The sequence below is a fragment of the Roseivivax sp. THAF197b genome, from assembly GCF_009363255.1.
Taxonomy (GTDB): domain Bacteria; phylum Pseudomonadota; class Alphaproteobacteria; order Rhodobacterales; family Rhodobacteraceae; genus Roseivivax.
This window is the reverse complement of the sequence record NZ_CP045318.1, coordinates 1,289,657-1,311,057: the sequence shown is the minus strand read 5'-3', so window position 1 is coordinate 1,311,057 and position 21,401 is coordinate 1,289,657. Positions and strand designations below refer to the sequence as shown.

The 21,401-nt window shown below is 64.3% G+C and carries 18 protein-coding genes; 6 read left to right on the top strand and 12 right to left on the bottom strand.

Features of this window, described 5'->3' with window-relative positions:
* Window positions 1-21: 21 nt before the first annotated feature.
* Window positions 22-1,257, top strand: a complete 1,236-nt coding sequence (locus FIV09_RS06555) for a lytic murein transglycosylase (protein WP_152449243.1) — start codon at window positions 22-24, stop codon at window positions 1,255-1,257.
* Here FIV09_RS06555 and nagA read toward each other — a convergent pair whose 3' ends face one another.
* Window positions 1,258-2,379 carry an N-acetylglucosamine-6-phosphate deacetylase gene (nagA, locus tag FIV09_RS06550; protein ID WP_152449242.1) on the bottom strand — a complete coding sequence of 374 codons (1,122 nt, stop codon included), beginning with the start codon at window positions 2,377-2,379 and terminating at the stop codon, window positions 1,258-1,260.
* The gene (locus FIV09_RS06545; RefSeq protein ID WP_172975640.1) at window positions 2,376-3,218 is read right to left on the bottom strand and encodes a BadF/BadG/BcrA/BcrD ATPase family protein; all 843 of its coding nucleotides are present in this window, start codon (window positions 3,216-3,218) and stop codon (window positions 2,376-2,378) included. The genes nagA and FIV09_RS06545 overlap by 4 nt, the downstream gene beginning before the upstream one ends.
* A gap of 146 nt (window positions 3,219-3,364) precedes the next feature.
* On the opposite strand from FIV09_RS06545, the gene lexA reads away from it, so the two are divergent.
* Window positions 3,365-4,063, top strand: a complete 699-nt coding sequence (lexA, locus tag FIV09_RS06540) for a transcriptional repressor LexA (protein ID WP_152449240.1) — start codon at window positions 3,365-3,367, stop codon at window positions 4,061-4,063.
* Here the strand turns inward: lexA and FIV09_RS06535 are convergent.
* Entirely contained in the window at window positions 4,057-6,129 is a 2,073-nt protein-coding gene (locus FIV09_RS06535; RefSeq protein ID WP_152449239.1) for a ComEC/Rec2 family competence protein, read from the bottom strand. The genes lexA and FIV09_RS06535 overlap by 7 nt on opposite strands.
* A 78-nt stretch (window positions 6,130-6,207) precedes the next feature.
* Here FIV09_RS06535 and gltX point away from each other — a divergent pair, with 78 nt between their 5' ends.
* The 3 genes from gltX to FIV09_RS06520 all read left to right on the top strand — a co-directional run bounded on the left by gltX (window position 6,208) and on the right by FIV09_RS06520 (window position 11,399).
* A complete protein-coding gene (gltX, locus tag FIV09_RS06530) occupies window positions 6,208-7,620 on the top strand; it encodes a glutamate--tRNA ligase (protein ID WP_152449238.1) in 1,413 nt (470 codons plus the stop codon).
* A 102-nt stretch (window positions 7,621-7,722) separates the two neighbouring features.
* On the top strand, window positions 7,723-9,018 hold the full coding sequence (gene gltA / locus FIV09_RS06525; RefSeq protein WP_152449237.1) for a citrate synthase: 1,296 nt from the start codon (window positions 7,723-7,725) through the stop codon (window positions 9,016-9,018).
* 251 nt (window positions 9,019-9,269) lie between these two features.
* Window positions 9,270-11,399 carry a hypothetical protein gene (locus FIV09_RS06520; protein ID WP_152449236.1) on the top strand — a complete coding sequence of 710 codons (2,130 nt, stop codon included), beginning with the start codon at window positions 9,270-9,272 and terminating at the stop codon, window positions 11,397-11,399.
* Window positions 11,400-11,479: 80 nt separating this feature from the next.
* Here FIV09_RS06520 and FIV09_RS06515 read toward each other — a convergent pair whose 3' ends face one another.
* The 5 genes from FIV09_RS06515 to FIV09_RS06495 form a co-directional block, all read right to left on the bottom strand.
* Window positions 11,480-12,256 carry an enoyl-CoA hydratase-related protein gene (locus FIV09_RS06515; RefSeq protein WP_152449235.1) on the bottom strand — a complete coding sequence of 259 codons (777 nt, stop codon included), beginning with the start codon at window positions 12,254-12,256 and terminating at the stop codon, window positions 11,480-11,482.
* Between the two features lie 70 nt (window positions 12,257-12,326).
* Window positions 12,327-12,791: a cytochrome c-type biogenesis protein gene (locus FIV09_RS06510; RefSeq protein WP_152452404.1), complete on the bottom strand. Its 465-nt coding sequence runs from the start codon at window positions 12,789-12,791 to the stop codon at window positions 12,327-12,329.
* Between the two features lie 5 nt (window positions 12,792-12,796).
* The gene (locus FIV09_RS06505; protein WP_152449234.1) at window positions 12,797-14,764 is read right to left on the bottom strand and encodes a heme lyase CcmF/NrfE family subunit; all 1,968 of its coding nucleotides are present in this window, start codon (window positions 14,762-14,764) and stop codon (window positions 12,797-12,799) included.
* A gap of 84 nt (window positions 14,765-14,848) precedes the next feature.
* A complete protein-coding gene (locus tag FIV09_RS06500) occupies window positions 14,849-15,421 on the bottom strand; it encodes a holin family protein (RefSeq protein WP_152449233.1) in 573 nt (190 codons plus the stop codon).
* Entirely contained in the window at window positions 15,412-16,035 is a 624-nt protein-coding gene (locus FIV09_RS06495) for a holin-associated N-acetylmuramidase (protein WP_152449232.1), read from the bottom strand. Before FIV09_RS06495 ends, FIV09_RS06500 begins: the two co-directional genes overlap by 10 nt.
* A gap of 99 nt (window positions 16,036-16,134) precedes the next feature.
* Here FIV09_RS06495 and FIV09_RS06490 point away from each other — a divergent pair, with 99 nt between their 5' ends.
* Entirely contained in the window at window positions 16,135-16,566 is a 432-nt protein-coding gene (locus FIV09_RS06490; RefSeq protein WP_152449231.1) for a cupin domain-containing protein, read from the top strand.
* A gap of 75 nt (window positions 16,567-16,641) precedes the next feature.
* Here the strand turns inward: FIV09_RS06490 and FIV09_RS06485 are convergent, their stop codons facing one another.
* From FIV09_RS06485 to zwf, 4 genes are all read right to left on the bottom strand, one after another.
* Window positions 16,642-17,367, bottom strand: a complete 726-nt coding sequence (locus tag FIV09_RS06485) for a PRC-barrel domain-containing protein (RefSeq protein ID WP_254702319.1) — start codon at window positions 17,365-17,367, stop codon at window positions 16,642-16,644.
* A 160-nt stretch (window positions 17,368-17,527) separates the two neighbouring features.
* Window positions 17,528-19,111: a glucose-6-phosphate isomerase gene (gene pgi, locus FIV09_RS06480; RefSeq protein WP_152449230.1), complete on the bottom strand. Its 1,584-nt coding sequence runs from the start codon at window positions 19,109-19,111 to the stop codon at window positions 17,528-17,530.
* Between the two features lie 5 nt (window positions 19,112-19,116).
* The gene (pgl, locus tag FIV09_RS06475; RefSeq protein ID WP_152449229.1) at window positions 19,117-19,794 is read right to left on the bottom strand and encodes a 6-phosphogluconolactonase; all 678 of its coding nucleotides are present in this window, start codon (window positions 19,792-19,794) and stop codon (window positions 19,117-19,119) included.
* Window positions 19,791-21,242: a glucose-6-phosphate dehydrogenase gene (gene zwf, locus FIV09_RS06470; RefSeq protein ID WP_152449228.1), complete on the bottom strand. Its 1,452-nt coding sequence runs from the start codon at window positions 21,240-21,242 to the stop codon at window positions 19,791-19,793. Before zwf ends, pgl begins: the two co-directional genes overlap by 4 nt.
* Window positions 21,243-21,401 lie beyond the last annotated feature (159 nt).

The following is a 21,401-nucleotide window of genomic DNA, read 5'->3' as shown; positions in this document are numbered from 1 at the left end:
AAGAGGCAGAGCAGAGCAGTCATGACCCTATCTCGTCGCACCTTCGCCCTCGGGGCAACCGCCTTCCTGTCCGCTTGCGGCGGCGGCGGTGCCTCCCCGATTTCCCCGACCCCCGCGCGCGATCCGGACCTGATGCCGACGCCCAATCCCGGCTTTGACGCCTGGGTGGCGGGCTTCCGCGCGCGCGCCCGGTCGCGCGGCATCTCCGAAAGCACGTTGGACAGGGCGTTTCGCGGCGCGGGCTTCCTGCCCGGCGTCGTCGCGCGGGATCGCAACCAGACCGAGTTCAAGCGCAGTTTTGAGGATTACCTCAACATCGTCGCGGGCGATGCGCGCGTGGCCACCGGACGAGAGAAATTCAGACAAAACAGCAGCTTGCTATCGGAAGTTGAAGCGCGCTACGGCGTGCCCGCATCCATCACCTGTGCCATCTGGGGCGTGGAAAGCCGCTTCGGGGCGCGCCGTGGGGACATCCCGGTCATCTCTGCCACGGCGACGCTAGCCTATGACGGACGGCGCGGTGACTTCTTCGAAGCCCAGCTTCTCGCAGCACTGCGGATCCTCGAACGGGGCGATACGAGCGCCGGGCAACTGACCGGGTCCTGGGCTGGCGCGATGGGACATACACAATTCATTCCAACCACTTATCAAGCCCATGCGGTCGATTTCCGTGGCGATGGTCGGCGCGATATCTGGTCGGAGGATCCGACGGACGGGCTTGCCTCTGCGGCGGCCTACCTCGCCGATAGCGGCTGGCGTCGTGGTCGTCCCTGGGGCCTTGAAGTGCGTGCGCCGGAGGGCCTGCCCACGGGGCGCGGCAACCGGCGCACCGTCGCCTCTTGGACAGCCGCGGGTGTCACCTCTGCGCGGGGCGGCGCGCTGCCAGCGCTCGGAGATGCGGCCCTGCTCAGACCATCGGGGATCGTGGGCCCGGCTTTTCTGGTCTCGCGGAATTTCGATGTGATCCTGCGCTACAACAATTCGGAAAACTACGCGCTTGGCGTGGGTTACCTGGCCTCGCGCATTGCGGGCGGCCCGCCGCTGTCAGCCCAGTTTCCGCCGGACGCAACCGGGCTGACCGCGGATGATCGCAAACGCCTGCAGGAATTGCTGACATCGCGCGGCTTCGACACGGGCGGCACGGATGGCGTGATCGGACCGAACACTGAAGAGGCAATCCGCGCCTACCAAGCCAGTGTGGGGCTGCCGGTGACAGGCACACCCTCGCCCGCCTTGCTGCAAGCGCTCGCGCGCTGATCAGCCAAAGACATCGATCAGCCGCAGGCCGCCCGTTTCCTCACGAAGACGGACGGCCCGAAACGGGTCTCCCGGTCTGAGCGAACCTATGCCACCTGTCAGCCCGGCCAGACTGGCCGGGCCGGATGTCGCGCGCCGAAGGGCCTGCTCCAGGCTCTGACCGCATTCCGTCATAACGATCGAGACCGCGCGCGTGAGGTCCAGATCCGCCCCCGCCAGCGTCTCATCTTCGAGCCGTAATTCATTGTTTTTCCGATAAACCTTTCGTTCCCCGAGCATGAAGCTCGGCAAATCTGTCCCGGCCACGGCCATGGCGTCGCTGACCAGCACGATGTGGTCGTTGGCCGCCAGCGCCACGCGCATCGCCTCCGGCGCCACATGCACCCCATCCGCGATCAAACCGCACCACACCCGATGCGAGAGCGCCGCACCCACGAGTCCCGGCGCACGCGCATTCATCTGGCTCATCGCGTTGAACAGATGCGTGACGCCCCGCGCGCCTGCCTCGAAATAGGCGGATGCGGTGACGGCGTCGCAATCGCTGTGGCCGAGCATGACGACGACGCCCGCGTCCGAAAGCTTGCGCACCTGCTCCAGGGTCGCGTTTTCAGGCGCCAGCGTCACCATGAGACAGGGCAAGCGTTTCGCCGCCTCGATCAGCAAGGCGAGGTCCGAGGCGTCCATCGGACGGATCATCGCCGGATCATGGGCGCCGTGTTTCGCGCGGTCCAGATGCGGCCCTTCCAGGTGCAGCCCGGCAATGCCCGGTACATGGTCTGCACATGCCTCACAGGCCGCCTCGATGGCCACAGACACCTTCTCCGGTCGGTCGGTGATCAGCGTCGGCAAGAGGGTCGTCGCGCCAAGTGCCCGATGCGCCTCCGTCATCCTGCGCAGTGTTTCAACGCAAGGATCGTCGTTCAGGTTGATGCCGCCACCGCCATTGACCTGAAGATCGACGAAACCGGGCGCCAAGATATCACCGTGAAGGTCGATTTGCGTGGCATCCTCGCCCTTGATGTCAGAGATTACTGTTCCATCACAGATCGTTAGCGCCTGATCCTCAAGTAGATGCTCCCCATCGAACACACGGCCGTTGAGGAATTGGATTGCCTCGCTCATGACTGGCCCGCCAAGTCCCGCGCCAAGGCGATCGCTCCGGCAAGCGGCGTGCCTCTGGGTTGGGTCAGCCGCTTTTGGATATGGGTCGGAAGATAGGCTGCGAGATGCGGGGCAACGCCCCCCGTCAGGCAAATCGGGCCGTGATCCGCTTCCTCCATTCCTTGCATATAATCAGATAGATGCCGGGCGGCGTTCATCAATATCTCCTGAGCGGATGGGTCAGTTTTGGCGCAGGCAACCACCCGCGGTGCCAGATCGGCAATGTCACGGACGGGTCGCGTGCCCGCATAGGCGATGACCTCTGCGGCGCCGCCGATTTCCGATTGAATTGCCGATGACAATTCACCTTTGTCAGCCCGCTTTTCGAGGACCCGCAAATGGTGCCGCAAGGCCTCCCGACCGATCCAGAAACCCGATCCCTCATCGCCCAGATTGGATCCCCAGCCGCCCGCGAACCGGGCGCGCCCTTCTGCCTGAACCCCGACGAAAGCCCCCGTACCGGCATGGATGACGGCCCCGTCCACGCCTCCGAGGGCACCGCGCAGCGCTGCAACACGGTCCTCGCAGACGCGGATGCGCGCGAAAGGAAACGTACGGGCCGCACGGTTCGCGATATCGTCTGACACGACGCCAGCCAGGGCAAAGACGGCAGGAAATTGGTTCAGATCTTCGCCCAGAACTTGAGACAGCAGATCAAGTCCGCGTCGCAGCTCTCTGATTCCGCCATCAAAATCGGATGATAGATTGCACGCCGCAACCTCGACCTGCTCGACGATATGCGCATTTGCAAACGCGATCCGGCATCGCGTGCCGCCCCCGTCGGCGGCAATCACCGGCACAGAGGCCGCTTCCAGGGGGAGAGCTGTTTTCACACTGGTCCTTCCACAGACACTTGACGGCTTAAGTGGCCGCTGATTCGGAGTAGGTTGACACAAAACGCGAACACAGATAGAACAAAGCCGAACATCACCTCGGAGGCGACCGCATGCTGACCAAGAAACAACTCGATCTTCTGGACTTCATCAACCGTCGCCTGCAGCGCGATGGCGTGCCGCCCAGCTTTGACGAGATGAAGGAAGCATTGGATCTGCGGTCGAAGTCCGGAATTCACCGATTGATCACGGCGCTGGAGGAGCGCGGCTTTATCCGTCGCCTCGCCCATCGTGCCCGTGCAATCGAGATCGTGAAGCTGCCGGAAACGCTGGGCGGCACTGCGCAGAACGGATTTCAGCCCCGCGTGATCGAGGGTGATGCCGCCACGTCCCGTCCTGCAGCGGCGCAACCCGTGTCGGCGACCCATGCGACGGATCTGCAGATCCTCGGACGGATCGCGGCGGGTGCACCGATCGAGGCGATCAATGACATCCCGCCCGAGATTGCGGTGCCTGGCCAGATGCTCGCCGGTGCCGGGCGGCACTACGCGCTTGAGGTCAAAGGCGATTCCATGATCGACGCGGGCATCAATGACGGGGATGTCGTGGTCATCCGCGAAACCGGCGAGGCGCAGAACGGAGATATCGTTGTGGCGCAGGTGCAAGGCTATGAGGCCACGCTGAAGCGGTTCAAACGCAAGGATGACATGATCATCCTGGAAGCTGCGAACCCAGCCTATGAGCCGCGCGTGCTGCCCCGTGGCGATGTCTCGGTTCAGGGGCGACTGGTCGGATTGATCCGCACCTACTGACCCGCTGGAGACCGGCCTTTCCAGGCGAGCTTCTGCGGACGCGCGTCCGACCATCGCTCCGATCTGGTTTCTGACCAGGGCCGCAGTCCGGTAATCTGCCGCGACGTGATGATCCGCAGCCCGTCCGGTGTGTGCGTGATCGCCATGGCACCGCTTCGCGCAAGCTCGGCAGGCCCGATGATCCTGCAGCCTTTTGCTGCGTCCAACGCGAAAACGCTGATGACCAGCATCCCGCGCTCACATCCCGCGAAGACCGCGAGGTCCCGCTTGCGCGACAGGTGCACCACCTCCCCATCAAGCGCGGACCAAAGCTTCGCGGCATCCTCCTGACCGATGCGCTCCCCATCGTTTTCGGCCCATAGACGCGCCGTGAACCCGGCACCACGGGCTTTCGACAGGGCACGGCCCTCTTCTGTCATGACGCCCACAAGGGCGCCGTCCCGCGCGATCAGGATTTCCGGACGCTCGCTCATGGCCCAGAGCGACAGCGCCGCGATGGCGGGAAATGCCGCGATTAGTCGTCCACGCCCCTGCCACAGCACGAAGATCAGACCTGCCGAGGCAATCAGCGGCAGGACCCATGGGGGCGGCGCCTTGATCTGACCGACAGCACCCGGCAGGCCCGAGACATAAGCGGCCACACCCATGATCCAGTCGAGCCCGCCCCCCATGATCCAAAGCGGCACGGCCTCCCATCCGAAGGGCATCGCCACGAGCGCCATGAGCCCGGCAGGCATGACCAGAACCCCCATCAGCGGCACGGCGAGGAGGTTGGCCAGGAGCCCGTAATGCGAGATCAGGTTGAAATGGGCCATGGCGAAAGGTGCGGTCGCCGCCCCCGCGACCGCCGAGGACAGCACGAGTGCCGCGGCACCGCGCAGCCAGCCCGGCAAACGGCCCTCGAACCCGCGATTGCGCCAGGCGGCAAAGGCTGCAACCAGCGCCGTCGTGGCGGCAAAGGACATCTGGAAACCGGGGCCCAGCAACGCTTCGGGCGTGAGGACCAGAACGATCAACGCGGCAATCGCCACGGATCTGAGGGACAAGGCCCGCCGGTCGAGCACCACGGCGAGCAACATCACGGACACCATGACGAAGGCGCGTTGCGTCGCGACATTGCCCCCCGAGAGGGCGAGATAGCCTGCCGCCGCGATCAATGCGCCGCATGCCGCGATTTTCTTCACCGGCCAGCGCAACCCGATGCCGGGCAAGGCCACGAGGCCCAAACGCAGCCCGCCAAAGACGAGCCCCGCCACAAGGCCCATATGCAGCCCGGATATCGCCAAAAGGTGCGCGAGGTTGGATTCGCGCAACGCTGTCAGCGCGTCAGGCGAAATGCCGCTGCGGTCGCCCACGAGGATGGCCGCCGCGACCGCGCCGCGATCCTCTCCCAGCGCCGCCCGGATCCGCTTCGCAAGCGCGTGTCGTACGCGTGCGACGGGCAACACATCGCCCCCTTCCGACAGGTGCAGAACCGGCGAGCGGGTATATCCCACGCCGCCCAGCGATTTGAACCAGGCGTGGCGGCGGAAGTCGAAACCATAAGGCTCCACCGGACCTTGCGGCGCGGAGAGATGCCCCGTAAGGATCACAACGCGCCCCGGTGCGGGATCGAGCCAGCGCTGATCGCCATGAAGGGACACGCGCACCCGGCGCGGCGTCTGTTCAGGCGGGGTCCAGGGCAGCACCACCTGGTCAAGCGTGAGGCGCGGTTTGCCCGACGCGGAACGATCAAGCGCGACGATCCGCCCTTGGATCGGACCGAAATAACGCCCGTCGATCAGCGGGGTGGCCACGATCTCCGTGCGCAGACCCGAAACCGAGACACCCAGCGCAGGCATGGCGACACAAAACAGGAGCGCCGAGGCCAGCAGCCCCGTCCGGCAGGCCTGCAGCACGCATAGCGCCCCCAGCCCGGCCATCACCGCGAGGGACCAGAGCGGTGGCTCGATGGGCAAAGCGAAATAGACCCCGACGCCCAGACCGAACAAAACCGCGAGCCACGGGAACAACGCCCCCGATTGCGAGGCGAGGCGTGTTTCCATGGCGGTCCAGACCCGGCCCATGCTTGTCCTCCCGGCCCCGCGTGATATGGGTCCGCAGCACTTTGCGCGCCCTTGGTTATCGAAAGGTTAACGCTTCTTATGTCCGAACAGGTCGTCACTCGCTTCGCCCCTTCTCCCACGGGATATCTGCATATCGGCGGCGCCCGGACGGCGCTGTTCAACTGGCTCTATGCGCGGGGTCGTGGCGGCAAGTTCCTGCTTCGGATCGAAGACACGGATCGCGCGCGCTCCACGCCAGAGGCGACGGCCGCCATCCTGCAGGGGATGGGCTGGCTCGGCCTCGATCACGATGGCGAGGTGGTCAGCCAGGCGGCCCGCGCCGATCGCCATGCCGAAGTGGCGCGCACGCTTCTGGACAAGGGGGCCGCCTACAAGTGCTTCTCGACGCAGGAAGAGATCGAGGCATTCCGCGAAGCCGCCCGGGCCGAGGGCCGCTCGACGCTGTTCCGCTCACCCTGGCGCGATGCGGATCCCGCGACGCATCCTTCAGATACCCCTTACGTCATCCGCCTGAAGACGCCCGAAACCGGTGAGACGGTGATCCGCGACGAGGTGCAAGGCGACGTGCGGATCGGCAATGACCAGCTCGACGACATGATCCTGCTGCGTTCGGACGGCACGCCCGTCTACATGCTGGCGGTGGTGGTCGACGATCACGACATGGGCGTGACCCATGTGATCCGGGGTGACGATCACCTCAACAATGCGGCGCGCCAGATGGGCATCTACGAGGCGATGGGCTGGGACGTCCCGGTCTATGCGCATATCCCGCTGATCCATGGCCCCGACGGAAAGAAGCTGTCGAAGCGCCACGGCGCGGTCGGGCTCGAGGAATACCAGCTGATGGGGTATCCGGCGGCCGGCATGCGCAATTATTTGACCCGCCTCGGATGGAGCCACGGCGACGACGAATTCTTCACCGATGCCGAGGCGCGGGACTGGTTCGATCTGGGCGGCATCGGCAAATCCCCCGCCCGGCTCGACTTCAAGAAGCTGGAGAATCTCTGCGGTCAGCATATCGCCGCCATGGACGATGCTGCGCTGCTGCATGAAATCTCGGCATATCTCGACGCCAAGGGAGACATTCCCTTGACCGAAGGTCAGAAAGACGGATTATCGCGGGCGATGTATTGCCTGAAAGATCGCGCGAAGACATTGCCGGAGCTTCTTGAAAAGGCGCACTTTATCCTGACCGACGCCCCCGTCGAGCCGGATGAGAAAGCCGCCAAGGCGCTGGATGATGTATCCCGTGGTATACTGGGAGAATTGACGCCGCACCTGCAAAATGCTAGCTGGTCGCGAGACGGATTAGAGGCAGCAACCAATGCTGTCGCGGACGCTCATGGCATCAAATTCGGCAAGATGGCGGGCCCCCTGCGTGCGGCGCTTGCCGGCCGCGCGGTCACGCCCAGCGTGTTCGACATGATGCTTGTTCTCGGGCGGGAGGAAAGCCTCCTGCGCATCGAACAGGCGGGACGCCTCGATGCCTGACGGGCGCCAGCCCCAGGCCTGAGCGACCAGCCCGAGCGTCCCGGAAACAAGGGCCCATGCCGGTGAACGCGGCATGGCGGAATGACAGGAAGGGATGACGGCATGGCTGACAGCTCCAAGAACGCAACGATGACCATCGATGGGCAGTCCTACGACCTGCCCATCTACACGCCCACGGCGGGCCCCGACGTGATCGACATCCGCAAGCTGTATGCGCAGGCGGGCGTCTTCACCTACGATCCGGGCTTCACCTCCACGGCAAGCTGCGACTCGACGATCACCTTCATCGACGGCGACAAGGGCGAGCTTCTGCACCGCGGTTACCCGATCGACCAGCTGGCCTCGAAGTCGCATTACCTCGAAGTGTGCTACCTGCTGCTTTACGGCGAACTGCCATCCTCGACGCAGCTCGAAGACTTCGAGAACACGATCACGCGCCACACCATGCTGCACGAGCAGATGGTGAACTTCTTCCGCGGCTTCCGCCGCGACGCGCACCCGATGGCCATCATGGTCGGGGTCGTGGGCGCCATGTCGGCCTTCTACCATGACAGCACCGACATCGCCGATCCCTATCAGCGCGAGGTCGCATCGCACCGGCTCATCGCCAAGATGCCCACCATCGCGGCCTGGGCCTACAAGTATTCGGTGGGTCAGCCCTTCGTTTATCCGCGCAACGATCTGTCCTATGCGGCGAACTTCCTGCACATGTGCTTCGCCGTCCCGGCAGAGGAATACGTCGTCGACCCGATCCTCGCCCGTGCGATGGACCGGATCTTTACCTTGCACGCGGATCACGAGCAGAACGCCTCGACCTCGACGGTGCGTCTGGCCTCGTCCTCGGGCGCGAACCCGTTTGCCTGCATCGCGGCCGGCGTGGCCTGCCTCTGGGGGCCTGCACATGGCGGTGCAAACCAGGCCTGCCTCGAGATGCTGAAGGAAATCGGCTCGCCCGAGAACATCCCGGAATACATCGCGCGCGCCAAGGACAAGAACGATCCGTTCCGCCTGATGGGCTTCGGCCACCGGGTCTACAAGAACTTCGACCCGCGCGCGAAGGTCATGAAGCAATCCGCGGACGAGGTGCTCGACCTCATGGGGATCGAGAACAACCCGATCCTCGCCACCGCGAAGGAGCTGGAGCAGGCCGCACTCAACGACCCCTACTTCGTCGAGAAGAAGCTGTTCCCGAACGTGGACTTCTATTCCGGCATCATCCTCGAGGCGATGGGCTTCCCGACCTCGATGTTCACGCCGATCTTCGCGCTGTCGCGCACGGTGGGCTGGGTCAGCCAGTGGAAGGAAATGCTGAACGATCCGCAGAACAAGATCGGTCGGCCGCGCCAGCTTTACCTCGGCAACACGCAGCGCGATTACCGCGATATCGAATCGCGCTGATCCCAAAAATCACAGATTGCAGACCGGCCGTGGCAGCGATGCCGCGGCCGTTTTGATTCCGGGCCTCAATTTGGAAACGACCCCGGAGGCAATACCGCCATGGGCCGCGCATTGTCTCCATGACGGGAACAAACGTAGCGTCATCTCTCTGAAAAACATAAAAAAATTGCTAAATCCTCGCCGTCTTTCTAACACAATTCAGGCCGGAGCCCCTGCCCGGCAGGTTTCTTTATCGATGCGGAGATTGCGCCATGTCCTCAGCCGACACGTTTTTCATCACCCTGGGCTGCGATCCCACGATCGACCTCGAAGTCATCCCCGACGGCAACAAGCTGGTCTTCCGCTTCGTCGACCCGTCGCAGGCGATGGATATCGACGGGCTCTTCTTCAATCTCAAGGGTGACGCCGAGCAGATGCCGCTCGACGTGTTTCCCTTCGAGGGCAATATCCCGATCACCGGCTTCGACAACACCGTCGACAGCGTGAACCACCTCGATAACGGCGCGATGGTGCAGCAAAGCTTCGATGTGGGCGTGCAGTTCGGCTCCGTCGAGGCAGGCAGCACCGCGGGCGAAGTGGGCGCGCCGCTGGCCTTCACGATCCAGCCTGTGGATTTTGACCAGACCCTCAGCATCGAAGATATCGACTTCACAAACATCACCGTCGTGATCGATTCCGATACCGGCAACGGCCAGGCGCTGGTCGGCAATCCCGGCGACAGCGACAGCGGCACAACGACCGAGCTGGTCGAGACCGTGGCCCTGTCCGAGGATTTCAATGCCATCCACACGCCCGAGCAGAGCGACAGCGTCGTGGGCAATGACGGCTGGTACATCTACAACAACCAGCTCTCGACGGATGGCTGTAATGACGGTGCTCTGACCTTCGGCAAGGTCGAGGCGAACGAGGCCGTCAGCCTGACCTTTGATGCCTCCACATGGAACGTCTCCTGCTTCGAGAATTCCGGCCATGCCGCGGACAGCCTGTCCGTGCAGGTCCAGATCGATGGCGGCGAGTGGGTCACGCTCGACGTGTTCGCGGTGAACGATGCGGGCACGGCGATGGTCGGCTCCGAGACCGGGCAAACCTTCAACGATCACGGCGGCACGCTGACCTATGAAGGCGGCATCCTCGACACGGTCGAGGAAGGCGCGCAGTTCCGCTTCGTCTCCGACATCTCGGCCGGCAACGAATATATCGACATCGACAATGTGCAGATCAGCACCGTGAACGAGGTCGTCGTCGACGGCGACACTCCGCCCGAGCCGATCTGCCTGCTCGAAGACGATTTCGACGGCATCCACTACGCATCGCAAAGCGAAATCGTCGAGGGCTCGACGCATTGGGATGTCTGCTATGGCAAGCTCGCGACCGATGGCGGAGATGACGGTCTGCTGACCTTCAAGGAAGTCGCAACCGACGATCCCGTGCGCTTCACCTTCGATGCCGAGTCGCCCTGCACCGGCACGTTCGAAAATTCGGGCCATTATGCCGACAGCCTGCGCGTCGAAGTGCAGATCGATGGCGGCGAGTGGGTGCTGCTCGACGAGTTCATGGTCAATGATGCGGGCACCGCGCTCGTGGGCTCGGAAACCGGCCAGACCATCACGAAGGACGCGACCACCCTGACCTATGAGGGCGGCATCCTCGACACCGCCTCGTCCAACGTGCAGTTCCGCTTCGACAGCGACATCTCCGCGTCGAACGAGGATATCCTCATCGACAACATCAAGGTCGAGGCCCTGCCGGAAGCGACCCAGGATGACGACGACAGCGAAAAGGTCTGCGAGGATTTCGACAGTGCAGAGGCAGGCGACGATCCGTTCAGCGCCTTCTCCGGGCTCCTGATCACCGGGCAGAATGCGGGCTCCGACCCCAACGGGCCGAGCGATGCGATGATCTTCGACACCGCGAACCCGACAGGCGGCGACTGGGACCTTGGCTTTGCCGATCAGGGCAAGGCGATCATCCTCTCCGAGGATGGCGACAGCTCCGACCCGGACGACAACGCCCATGGCGGCACGATCTCCTTCGAGTTCCTGTCCGCATCCGATGTGCAATCGGTCAACATCCTCGATGTCGAGGAACAGGGCGGCACCATCGACCTGTTCGACGCCGACGGCAATGTGCTGAACAGCTTCGAGATCCCGGCGGCGGGCGACAACAGCGTCCAGACCATCGAGATCGCAACGGCGGGCGTGACCTTCATGGATGTGAACCTCGTGGGCTCCGGCGCGGTCGACGATCTGTGCTACAGCAATCCCAAGGCGGATGATTGCGAGGGCGCACAATACGACATCCTCTTCAAGGACGAGCTTGTCGCCGAAGAGACCGAGGAGCAGCCGGAAGAAGAGGAAGAGGCCGACAGCATGATGGCCTGATCCCGGCCCCTTGCCGAAACAGAAACGCCCGGACGGTCACGACGACTGCCCGGGCGTTTTGCGTTTTTGTACTGGTGGGCTCAGCGCCCCTCGAAGACGGGCGGGCGCTTTTCGAGGAACGACACGACGCCCTCCTTGAAGTCGCGGGTCTTGCCGCATTCGCCCTGCAGCTTGGCTTCCAACGCGAGCTGCGCCTCGAGATCGTTCTCGAAACTCGCATGCATCGCGGTCTTCACCTTCTGATAGGCCGCGGTCGGCCCCTTGGAGAGATGCGCCGCACGCGCCTTCCATTGGGCGTCGAACTGGTCGTCCGGCACCGCCTCCCATATCATGCCCCACTTGTCGGCCTGCATCGCGGTGATCTTCTCGGCGAACAGTGCCGCACCCATCGCCTTGGCAAGGCCCATCTGGCGGGGCAGCGCCCACGTGCCGCCGGCATCGGGGATGAGCCCGATCCGCGTGAAGGCCTGGCTGAAGAAGGCGCTCTCAGTCGCGATGACCACGTCCGCGACCAGCGCCAGGTTGGCCCCTGCCCCGGCAGCCGCGCCGTTCACCGCCGAAATCGTTGGCACCGGGCAATCCACCACGGCGCGCAGCATCGGCACGTATTCGTCGCGCAGCGTGCGTTCGAGATCGAGATTGGCGGCATTGGCCCGGTCACCGAGATCCTGCCCCGAGCAGAAGGCCCGCCCCGTGCCGGTCAGCACGACGCAGCGCGCCTCCGTGCCGCCCTGCTGGATGGCATGGGTGATCTCCGCGCGCATCTGCGTGTTGAGCGCGTTCATCACGTCGGGGCGATTCATGGTCACCACGGCCACGCCGTCCGTGACCGCGTAGGTGATCGTTTCGTATTGCATGGGTCTGTCCTCTCGCGCGTTTGCCGCATCAAATACCGGCATGGCGCGAAAGGCAAAGCGCTACGCGGCGTCAGACATCGTCGAGAAGATCCTTGAGGCGCTTCTCTTCGTCCGGGCTGAGCGCTGCTTCCGCTTGCGGCACGGCCTTTGCACGTCCGCGCAGATAGCCCGCGCCGAGGCCCGCCGCTGTCAGCAACATCAGAGGACCGGCGGCCCAGAGAAGCCAGTTCCAGCCATCGGTCTGCGGGTTCAGCAGGACATATTCGCCGTAGCGCTCGACGATGTAGTCGACGGTCTCTTCGTTCGTGTCGCCTTCGACGAGCCGTTCGCGCACCAGGATGCGCAGGTCGCGGGCCAGCGAGGCATTGCTTTCGTCGATCGACTCGTTGCGACAGACAAGGCAGCGCAGCCCTTCGGAGATCTGGCGCGCCCGCGCCTCGAGGGCGGGATCGTCCAGCACCTCGTCGGGCTGCACCGCAAAGGCCGGGAGCGCGATCATCGCGGCGAGGACGCCCGCAAGGGCGGAGGCGCGCATCCCCGTCATTCCGCAGGCACCGCATTCTTGGCAGTACTCTTCCGGGCCCCGGCGGCCACCCGGAATCGGCGATCCGTGAGGCTCAGCAATCCGCCGAGCGACATGATCAGCGTGCCCGCCCAGATCCAGTTCGCCAGCGGCTTGATATAGGTCCGCACGACCCAGCCGCCATTCTCCTGCCGGTCGCCAATCACCACGTAGACATCGCGCAGGAAGCGGTAATCGATCGCAGCTTCGGTGGTGGGCATCTGCGCCACCGGGTAATTGCGCTTCTCGGGGAAGAGCTCGGCCAGAACCGTGCCGTTCCGCGCGAGCGTGACATCGCCCATGGTCGAGACGTAGTTCGGCCCTTGCACGCGCCGCACATCGTTCAGCGTCAGGGTGAAGCCCGCAACCTCGAAGCTTTCACCCACCTGCGCGACCCGGATATCTTCGCTTTCCCAGGCCGTCAGACCCGCAACACCGATGAACAGGATACCAAGCCCCGCATGGGCGGTGGACTTGCCCCAATCGGCGCGCGGCAGACGCAGCAGGCGCTTGAGGTCCCGGCTGCGGCCTGTGCGCGACCACAGATCGGTCAGCGCGCCGCCCACAAGCCAGGCGCCCAGGAAGACGCCGACCGGCCCCAACAGCGACCGGCCTGTCTGCATCGACCACGCCAGCCCGCCCAATGCCACGGCCAGCACGAAGACCGGCATCAGGGTCTTTGCCACACGGCCGAGCTTGCCGCGCTTCCAGGAAATCATCGCGCCCAAGGGCAGGATCAATCCGAGGATCAGCATGAAGGGCGTGAAGGCCGCGTTGAAGAAGGGCGGCCCGACCGAAAGCTTGCGATCGAAGAGCATCTCGGCCACCAGCGGCCAGACCGTGCCCACGAAGACCACGAAGGACGACACGGCAAGCAGGATATTGTTGGCGACCAGCGCGCTCTCGCGGCTGACGACACCGAAGACACCCTTGGCCTGCATCGCATGGGCCCGCATCGCGAAGAGCGTCAGCGCGCCACCGGTGAAGAACACCAAGATCATCAGGATGAAAACGCCGCGATCCGGATCGTTCGCGAAGGCGTGCACGGAGGTCAGAACGCCCGAGCGCACGATGAACGTCCCGATCAGGGAAAAGCCGAAGGCGAGGATCGCCAGAAGGATCGTCCAGGCTTTCAGCGCCTCGCGTTTCTCGACCACGATGGCCGAATGCAGAAGGGCTGCGGCAAAGAGCCAAGGCATGAAGGAGGCGTTCTCCACCGGGTCCCAGAACCAGAAGCCGCCCCAGCCCAGCTCGTAATAGGCCCACCAGGAGCCGAGCCCGATGCCGATGGTCAAGAACACCCAGGCGGCCAGCGTCCAGGGACGCACCCAGCGGCCCCAGGCGGCATCGACCCGGCCTTCGATCAGGGCTGCGACCGCGAAGGAGAAGCAGATCGAAAGACCGACATAGCCGAGATACAGAAACGGCGGATGGAAGGCGAGGCCCGGATCCTGCAGCAGCGGGTTCAGATCCTGCCCGTCAAAGGGCGGCACCGCCATGCGCGTGAAGGGGTTCGAGGTCCAGATGATGAAGGCATAGAAGGCCACGCCCACCGCGGCCTGCACGGCCAGAACGCGGGCCCGCAGCGTCTCGGGCAGGTTCGATCCGAACCAGGCGGCCATCGCGCCGAAGAGTGCCAGGATCAGCACCCACAGCAGCATAGAGCCTTCATGGTTCCCCCAGGTGCCCGAAATCTTGTAGATCATCGGTTTGGCGGAATGGGAATTCTGCACAACGAGGCTCAACGAGAAGTCGGACGTGATGAAGGCATACATCAGCGCGGCGAAGGAAAAGCCCACCAACAGGAATTGGGTCGTGGCCGCGGGTTCGGCCACAGCCATCCATCCCTGCCAGCGTTGATGCGCGCCGATCAGCGGCACGACCATCTGAACCAGCGCCACGAGGAACGCGAGGATCAGGGCGAAATGTCCGAGTTCTGTAATCATGCCCCATGTATATGCGCGGAGGCCGCGCAGGCCAATGGGGATCGGCCTGCACGGTTCAACTTGTCGCGCGTCCCGGCTCGGCGTTCAGCCCTGCCCCTGACGCCATTCGGCCAGCGCAGCGTTGGGCGCGTCATCGCCTGCTTCCGCCGGGGCATTGAGGCGCGCTGCGGGCGTCGCCCCGCCCTGCCCGGCCTCTGCCGATCCGCGGAGACCTTCGATGGCGCGCATCTGCGCCATGATCGCTGGCGCGCCCGCCAGCGTGGCGGCCATCTGGCGCTGCAGATCCTGCCCCTTCGCCTGGTGGCGCGCGCCGAAATAGAAGCTCACCACCGCGCCCAACAGCCACCAGAGCGGCTCCGGCACGAGGGCAATGCCCGCCATGCGCGCGCCGAACCAGACCGGGTCGACCATGGCCGTCACGAAGAGCCCCAACGTGCCGAGCGCCATGGCCGGGCGCGGCACCCGGTTCATCCCGTCGATCACCCGGTCGAAGAGGCCCTTCTTGGGCAGGGCGAATTCCGCGCCGAACTGCGCCATGGCAGCGGTGCGCAAGGCCGCATCGCGCGCCGCGTCGCCTTCGGCATTGACGCGAAACACCTCCGCCGTCTCGGCCACCACGTTGCGGCCCGACCCGAACAGGAACTCGATCACCCCCATGCCGCCACCCGCGCGCTGAACTCGGCGTCACTCAGATGATAACGCGGCGCCATGAACTCCTCCGCACGCTTGATCCAGCCGCCTTTGCGCCCGGCGCGGGTGCGCGCGTATTTGCGCGACGCAGGCCGCCTGTCCGCAAGGTCGAAGTAATAGTTGCGCCGCGCGATCCCGTAGGCATCGACCAGAAGCGCGCCCGCCTCGGCGAAGGCCTTCTGGCAGGCGCCCAACGTCTGAGGCCCGATGGCCCCGTCGACCGCGACCGGAAATCCCATCTGGCCCATCAGACGCTGCAGGATCTTCACGGCATTGCCGCCTGCATTCACGTACATGTCGAAGACCGAGGCCTGAAGCGGCTCCGGCAGGCCCGCGATCCCGGGGCGCGCGTAATAATGCTGCAGGAAGATATCGACCGCCTGCTCACGGCTCAGCGCGCGCACATCGGCGATATCCGTATCGCCATCGCCATCCAGATCGATGCGCAATCGGCGCATCGTGCCGATGGTCACGCCATATTTCGTCGCCCCGCCCGGATCGTCGGGATCGTTCACATATCCGCCCTCACGCGCCACGATTGCGCTTGCGATCCGGCGGACCTCCGGTCCGGTCTTGGTCATCAGCTTTGCCCCTTGTCACCCAGTGCGATGGGGGCAAAGGTCGCGCGTGTATGTTAATGCGGGCCTGCGGGCGCGTGCGATGCAGCAAGGGACGCCTCCATGTCAGACCTCACCGACGACGAGATCATCGACCTTCTGGCACTCGAGACGCATCCCGAAGGCGGCTATTACCGGCAGACATGGCAGGGCACGGAGACGCCTCGCGCCTCGGGCACCGCGATCTACTTTCTTCTGAAGGCAGGCGCAGGAAGCCATTGGCATCGGGTCGATGCGACCGAGATCTGGCATTACTACGCTGGCGCGCCGCTTAGCTTGCGCCTTGCGGCAACGGACGCCGGACCGGTCACGGACATCACGCTGGGGCCTGACCTGACAACGGGTGCCCGCCCCCAGGTCATCGTGCCGGAACGGCATTGGCAGGCCGCGAGAAGCTTGGGCGACTGGACATTGGTGGGCTGCACCGTGTCGCCGGGCTTCCGCTTTGAGGGGTTCGAATTGGCCCCGCCGGGTTTCGACATCCCGAAAGCCTGACGCCACACGACAAAAAAAGCCGGGCCCCGCGAGGGACCCGGCCGATACGTGCCTAACGTATCAAGGGAAGTCGTCTTAGTTCCAGAAGCCTTCGTCGACGGATTCCATTTCTTCCAGCTCTTCTTCCGACTGGCCGACGGCGATGGAGTAGGTCTTGTCATCAACAGCAACCAGCTGAACATCGTCCATCTGCATGAAGACGTGCTTGTCGCCGATATCGAGGAAGCCGCCGATTTCGAGCACGACGCCACGCATCTGGCCGTCCTTGCTCAGAACGATGTCTTCGATCTCGCCGATCTTGGTCCAGTCGTCGCCCACGGTCTCGTAGGTTTCGGCACCGAAATTGGCGACGCCGTTCTCACCGTCGACCGAATAGACCGGCCCACCGGTGATGTCGCGGGTGCGGATCAGCTGTGCGGGGTCGAACATTTCCATGTCCGCCACTTCATTCGCTTCTTGCTCGAGCTCTTCACCAGCGTTCTCGGCGGCCTGCTCGGTTTCCTCGGCTGCGTTCTCTGCGGCCTGTGCGGTCTCATCGGCGGCCTCGTCGAGCGCCTGACCGGTCTCGTCAGCGGCGTTCTCGATTTCCTGACCAGCTTCCTCGGCCGCGTTCTCGGTGGCCTGAGCTGCGTTTTCGGCTGCGTTTTCAGTTGCTTCCGCGGTGTTCTCGATCGCCTGGCCGGTTTCTTCGGCGGCGTTTTCGAGGTTCTGCTCTGCGTCTTCCATGTTGGAATGGCTTTCAGCCATGGCGCCACCGGCAGCAATGGTGAGGGCAAGAACGGATGTGGTAAGGCGGATCATTTCGAACTCCTTTGCGTCTCTGTGCATGTGACAGAACAACACACCCCTGAGCGGGTGCGTTCCGAAAAGGTGCTAAATTAAATCACAAAAAAATCTGGAACATTTCAGGGCCGCTCAACGTTTGCGCGGCCCTGAAATCAGGGGGCTGTTAGCCATCGCCTCAGCGATAGAGGCTCACATATTCGACAAGCTGTCGGGTGGAGCCGTCCTTGTCGTCCGCACTTGCCTCGCCCGAGATGACGGGCCCCAGCGACGAGGCCAGTTCCTTGCCCAGCTCCACCCCCCATTGATCGAAGGAGTTGATGCCGAGGATCACCCCTTCGACGAAGACGCGATGCTCGTAGAGCGCCACGATCTTGCCGAGGATCTCGGGCGTGAGTTCGGGATAGATGAGCGTGGTGGACGGCCGGTTGCCCGGAAAGACGCGGTGGCGCGCCTGGCGTTCGATCTCGTCGCCCTCGGCGCCCTTCTTCTCCATGATCGCGCGCGCCTCGTCGAGGGACCGACCCCGCATCAGCGCCTCCGATTGCGCGAGGCAATTGGCCACGAGAAGATCGTGGTGGTGGCGCAGATCGGCCTCGTGCCCCTTGGCGGCCACCATGAATTCACACGGGACGATGCGCGTGCCCTGGTGGATCAACTGGTAGAAGGCGTGCTGACCATTCGTGCCCGGCTCCCCCCAGACGACGGGGCCGGAATTCACCTCGAGATCGGCACCGTCCATCGACACGCGCTTGCCGTTGCTCTCCATCTCAAGCTGCTGAAGATATGCGGGCAGCCGCGCGAGGCGGTTGTCGTAAGGCAGCACCGCGCGCGTGGCATGGCCCTGCACCTGGTTGTGCCACATCCCCACCAGCGCCAGCAGCACGGGCATGTTCTCATGCGGCTCGGCCACCTGGAAATGGCGATCCATCTTCTGCGCGCCGCGCAGGAAGGCGCGGAACGCCTCGGGTCCGATGGCGATCATCAGCGACAAGCCGATGGGCCCCCACATGGAGTAGCGTCCCCCGACCCAGTCTGCGAAGCCGAAGGTACGTGTCTCGGGGATGCCCCACTCGCCCGCCGCCGCCTTGTTCGACGACAACGCGACGAAGCGCCCGTCGGTGGAGACGCCCTTGTCCATGAGCCACGCCTTCGCCGTCCGGGCATTGGTCATGGTCTCGATCGTGGTGAAGGTCTTCGAGGCGACGATGAAGATCGTCGTCTCCGGATCGAGGCCCCGCAACGTGTCGGCAATATCCGCCCCGTCCACGTTTGAGACGAAATGGCAGCGCGGCCCGTCGCAATAGGGTGCCAGCGCCTTGTAGGCCATGGCAGGCCCGAGATCCGAGCCGCCGATGCCGATATTCACAACATCGGTTACGTCAGAGCCCCGCACTTCACGTGCGAGCGCCGCCATCCGGTCCAGCGTCTCCAGGACCTCGGGCATGACGTCCTGTCCGTCCACATGCACGGGCCCGCCATCGAGGTTACGCAGAGCGGTGTGCAGAACCGCGCGATCCTCGGTCTCGTTGATGGCAGTGCCGGTGAACATGGCCGTGCGGCGGGCATCGAGATCGGAGGCTTCGGTCAGTGCGATCAGGGCCGCGCGGATCTGCTCGTCGATCTGCGTCTTGGAATAGTCGAACAGCATGCCCGCGGCGTTCAGGCTGAATTCCTCTGCCCGCTTTGCATTGTCGGCAAACAGATCCTCGATCCGCCGCGTCTTGATCCCCTTGGCCAGCGCGTGAAGGTCGTCCCACATGATGCTCACTCCGTCCAATGCACGATGGCGCCGTCGAGCACGGCGTTGATCGGGGCCTCCGAGGCGGATTTGCCGCGGGCATTCTCCAGCGCCGCGCGTTTCTCGGGCCCCATGATGAGGATATGTTTCGACAGCGCGCCATTGAGCACCGGGGCGCTCAGGGTGACGCGCGGCTCGGGCGCGCCGTCCGCCCGCATCGGCAGAAGGATCGGCGCATTGCGCGACAGCCCCTCCTCCAGCCGGTCCGCACCGGGAAACAGCGAGGCCGTGTGCATGTCCGCCCCCATCCCCAGAAGCACGACGGAGAGGGGCAATTCGGGGCGGATCATGTCGGCGATCTCGTCGATCCGCTCCTCGGGTGTCTTGCAGGGCAGATACATCGGCAGGAGGCGCGCCACTGCGGCCTTCTCGACCATCAGCCGTTCCCGCAAAAGCCGCGTGTTGGAGCGGTCGCTGTCCTCGGGCACCCACCGTTCGTCGGTCAGCAGGACGTCGACCCGGTCCCAATCCAGATCGACCGAGCACAGATCGTCGAAGACCGGCCCAGGCGACGTGCCGCCCGGCACCGCGAAGGCCACGCGATCGGTGCGCGAAAGCGCGCCGCGCAGGTCCCCGGCGATGCGGTTGGCGAGGTTGATGAAGAGCGCCTCGCGGTCGGGATAGGTTTCGAATTCGTAATTCATACCTTGATCTCCCGCCAGCGGCGCCCGTCGCGGTGCAGCAGCATCAGCGCATCCTCGGGCCCCGACCCGCCGGGATCGTAGGTCACCGGCACGTCGCCGCGCAACTCCCAGCCCTCGATGATGGGATCGGTCCAGGCCCAGGCGGCCTCGACCTCGTCGCCGCGCATGAACAGGGTCTGGTTCCCCCGGATCACATCCATGATCAGCCGTTCATAGGCATCCGGCACCGCTTCGGTATCCGCGCCCAGCGCATCCGCGAAGGCCATGTCGAGCGGCACGTCAATGAGACGCATGCCCCCCGGCCCCGGCTCCTTGATCGTCACGCCGAGGGTCATGCCCTCATTGGGCTGCAGGCGGATTGACAGCACGTTGCGGTGCCGTCCGGCATCGGCACCGAAGATCGAATGCGGCGCATCCTTGAACACGATGGTGATATCCGAGGTCCGCGCCCGCAGCCGCTTGCCCGTGCGCAGGTAGAAGGGCGTTCCAGCCCAGCGCCAGTTCGAGATATGCGCCTTCAGCGCGATGAAGCTCTCTGTGCGGGAATTGCTGTCCTCGACATGAGACTTGTAACTCTCCTCGCCGCCGCCCGCGCCGTACTGGCCGCGCACGATATCCTGCGGCTCGACAGGATCGAGCGCGCGGATCACCTTCAGCTTCTCGTCGCGCACCGCGTCGGGCTCGAACTTGGCGGGCGGCTCCATCGCGATTAGACAGAGCAGCTGCATCAGGTGGTTCTGCACCATGTCCCGCATGGCGCCTGATTTGTCGTAATAGGATCCGCGCCCGCCGACGCCCACGGTCTCGGCCACGGTGATCTCGATATGATCGACATATTGCGAGTTCCACAGCGGCTCGAACAGCGTGTTGCCGAAGCGCACGGCCATCAGGTTCTGGACCGTTTCCTTGCCGAGATAATGGTCGATCCGGTAGATCTGCGTCTCGTCGAAATACTGCGCCAGCGTCGCGTTGAGCGCGCGCGCCGAGGCAAGGTCATGCCCGAAGGGTTTTTCGACCACGATCCGGCTTTCCGGCGTGGACAGCCCCTTGTCGTTCAACCGCTCCGCGATGTCCCCGAACAGCGACGGCGCCACCGAGAAGTAGAAGGCCCGCACCGAATCGTCCCGCAGATGGGCTTTCAGGGGCTCCCAGCCGTCATCGCCCTTGGCATCCACCGCCTCGTAGAAGACGCGGTCGAGAAACGCGTCGATCTGGCCATTATACTGTGGTGCGGAGCCGAATTCCTCGATCACCTCGCGAGTCATGTCGCGGAATTGCGCGTTGTCCATCTCGGAGCGCGCGGCACCGATGATCTTCGCCTCGGGCGGCATCTGCCCCGCGCAGTAGCGGCGGAAAAGGCCCGGCAGGATCTTGCGGCGGGCCAGATCGCCGGTCCCCCCGAAAATGACGAGGTCGAAGGTTTCGACGGGAATGACGCGGGATACCATTGAAGACGCTCCGATTCGTCTGGATTTGCACCCTGTTTGCCCAATCGGGGGCGATGGGTGCAATGCCCCAGAGGTTTTTCCAAGTGCAGGTGTGGACCTGTGCGTTAGCGCTAACTGTTTCGCCGTCGGGTTAGCCCATCCGCATCGCTTTGTCTAATC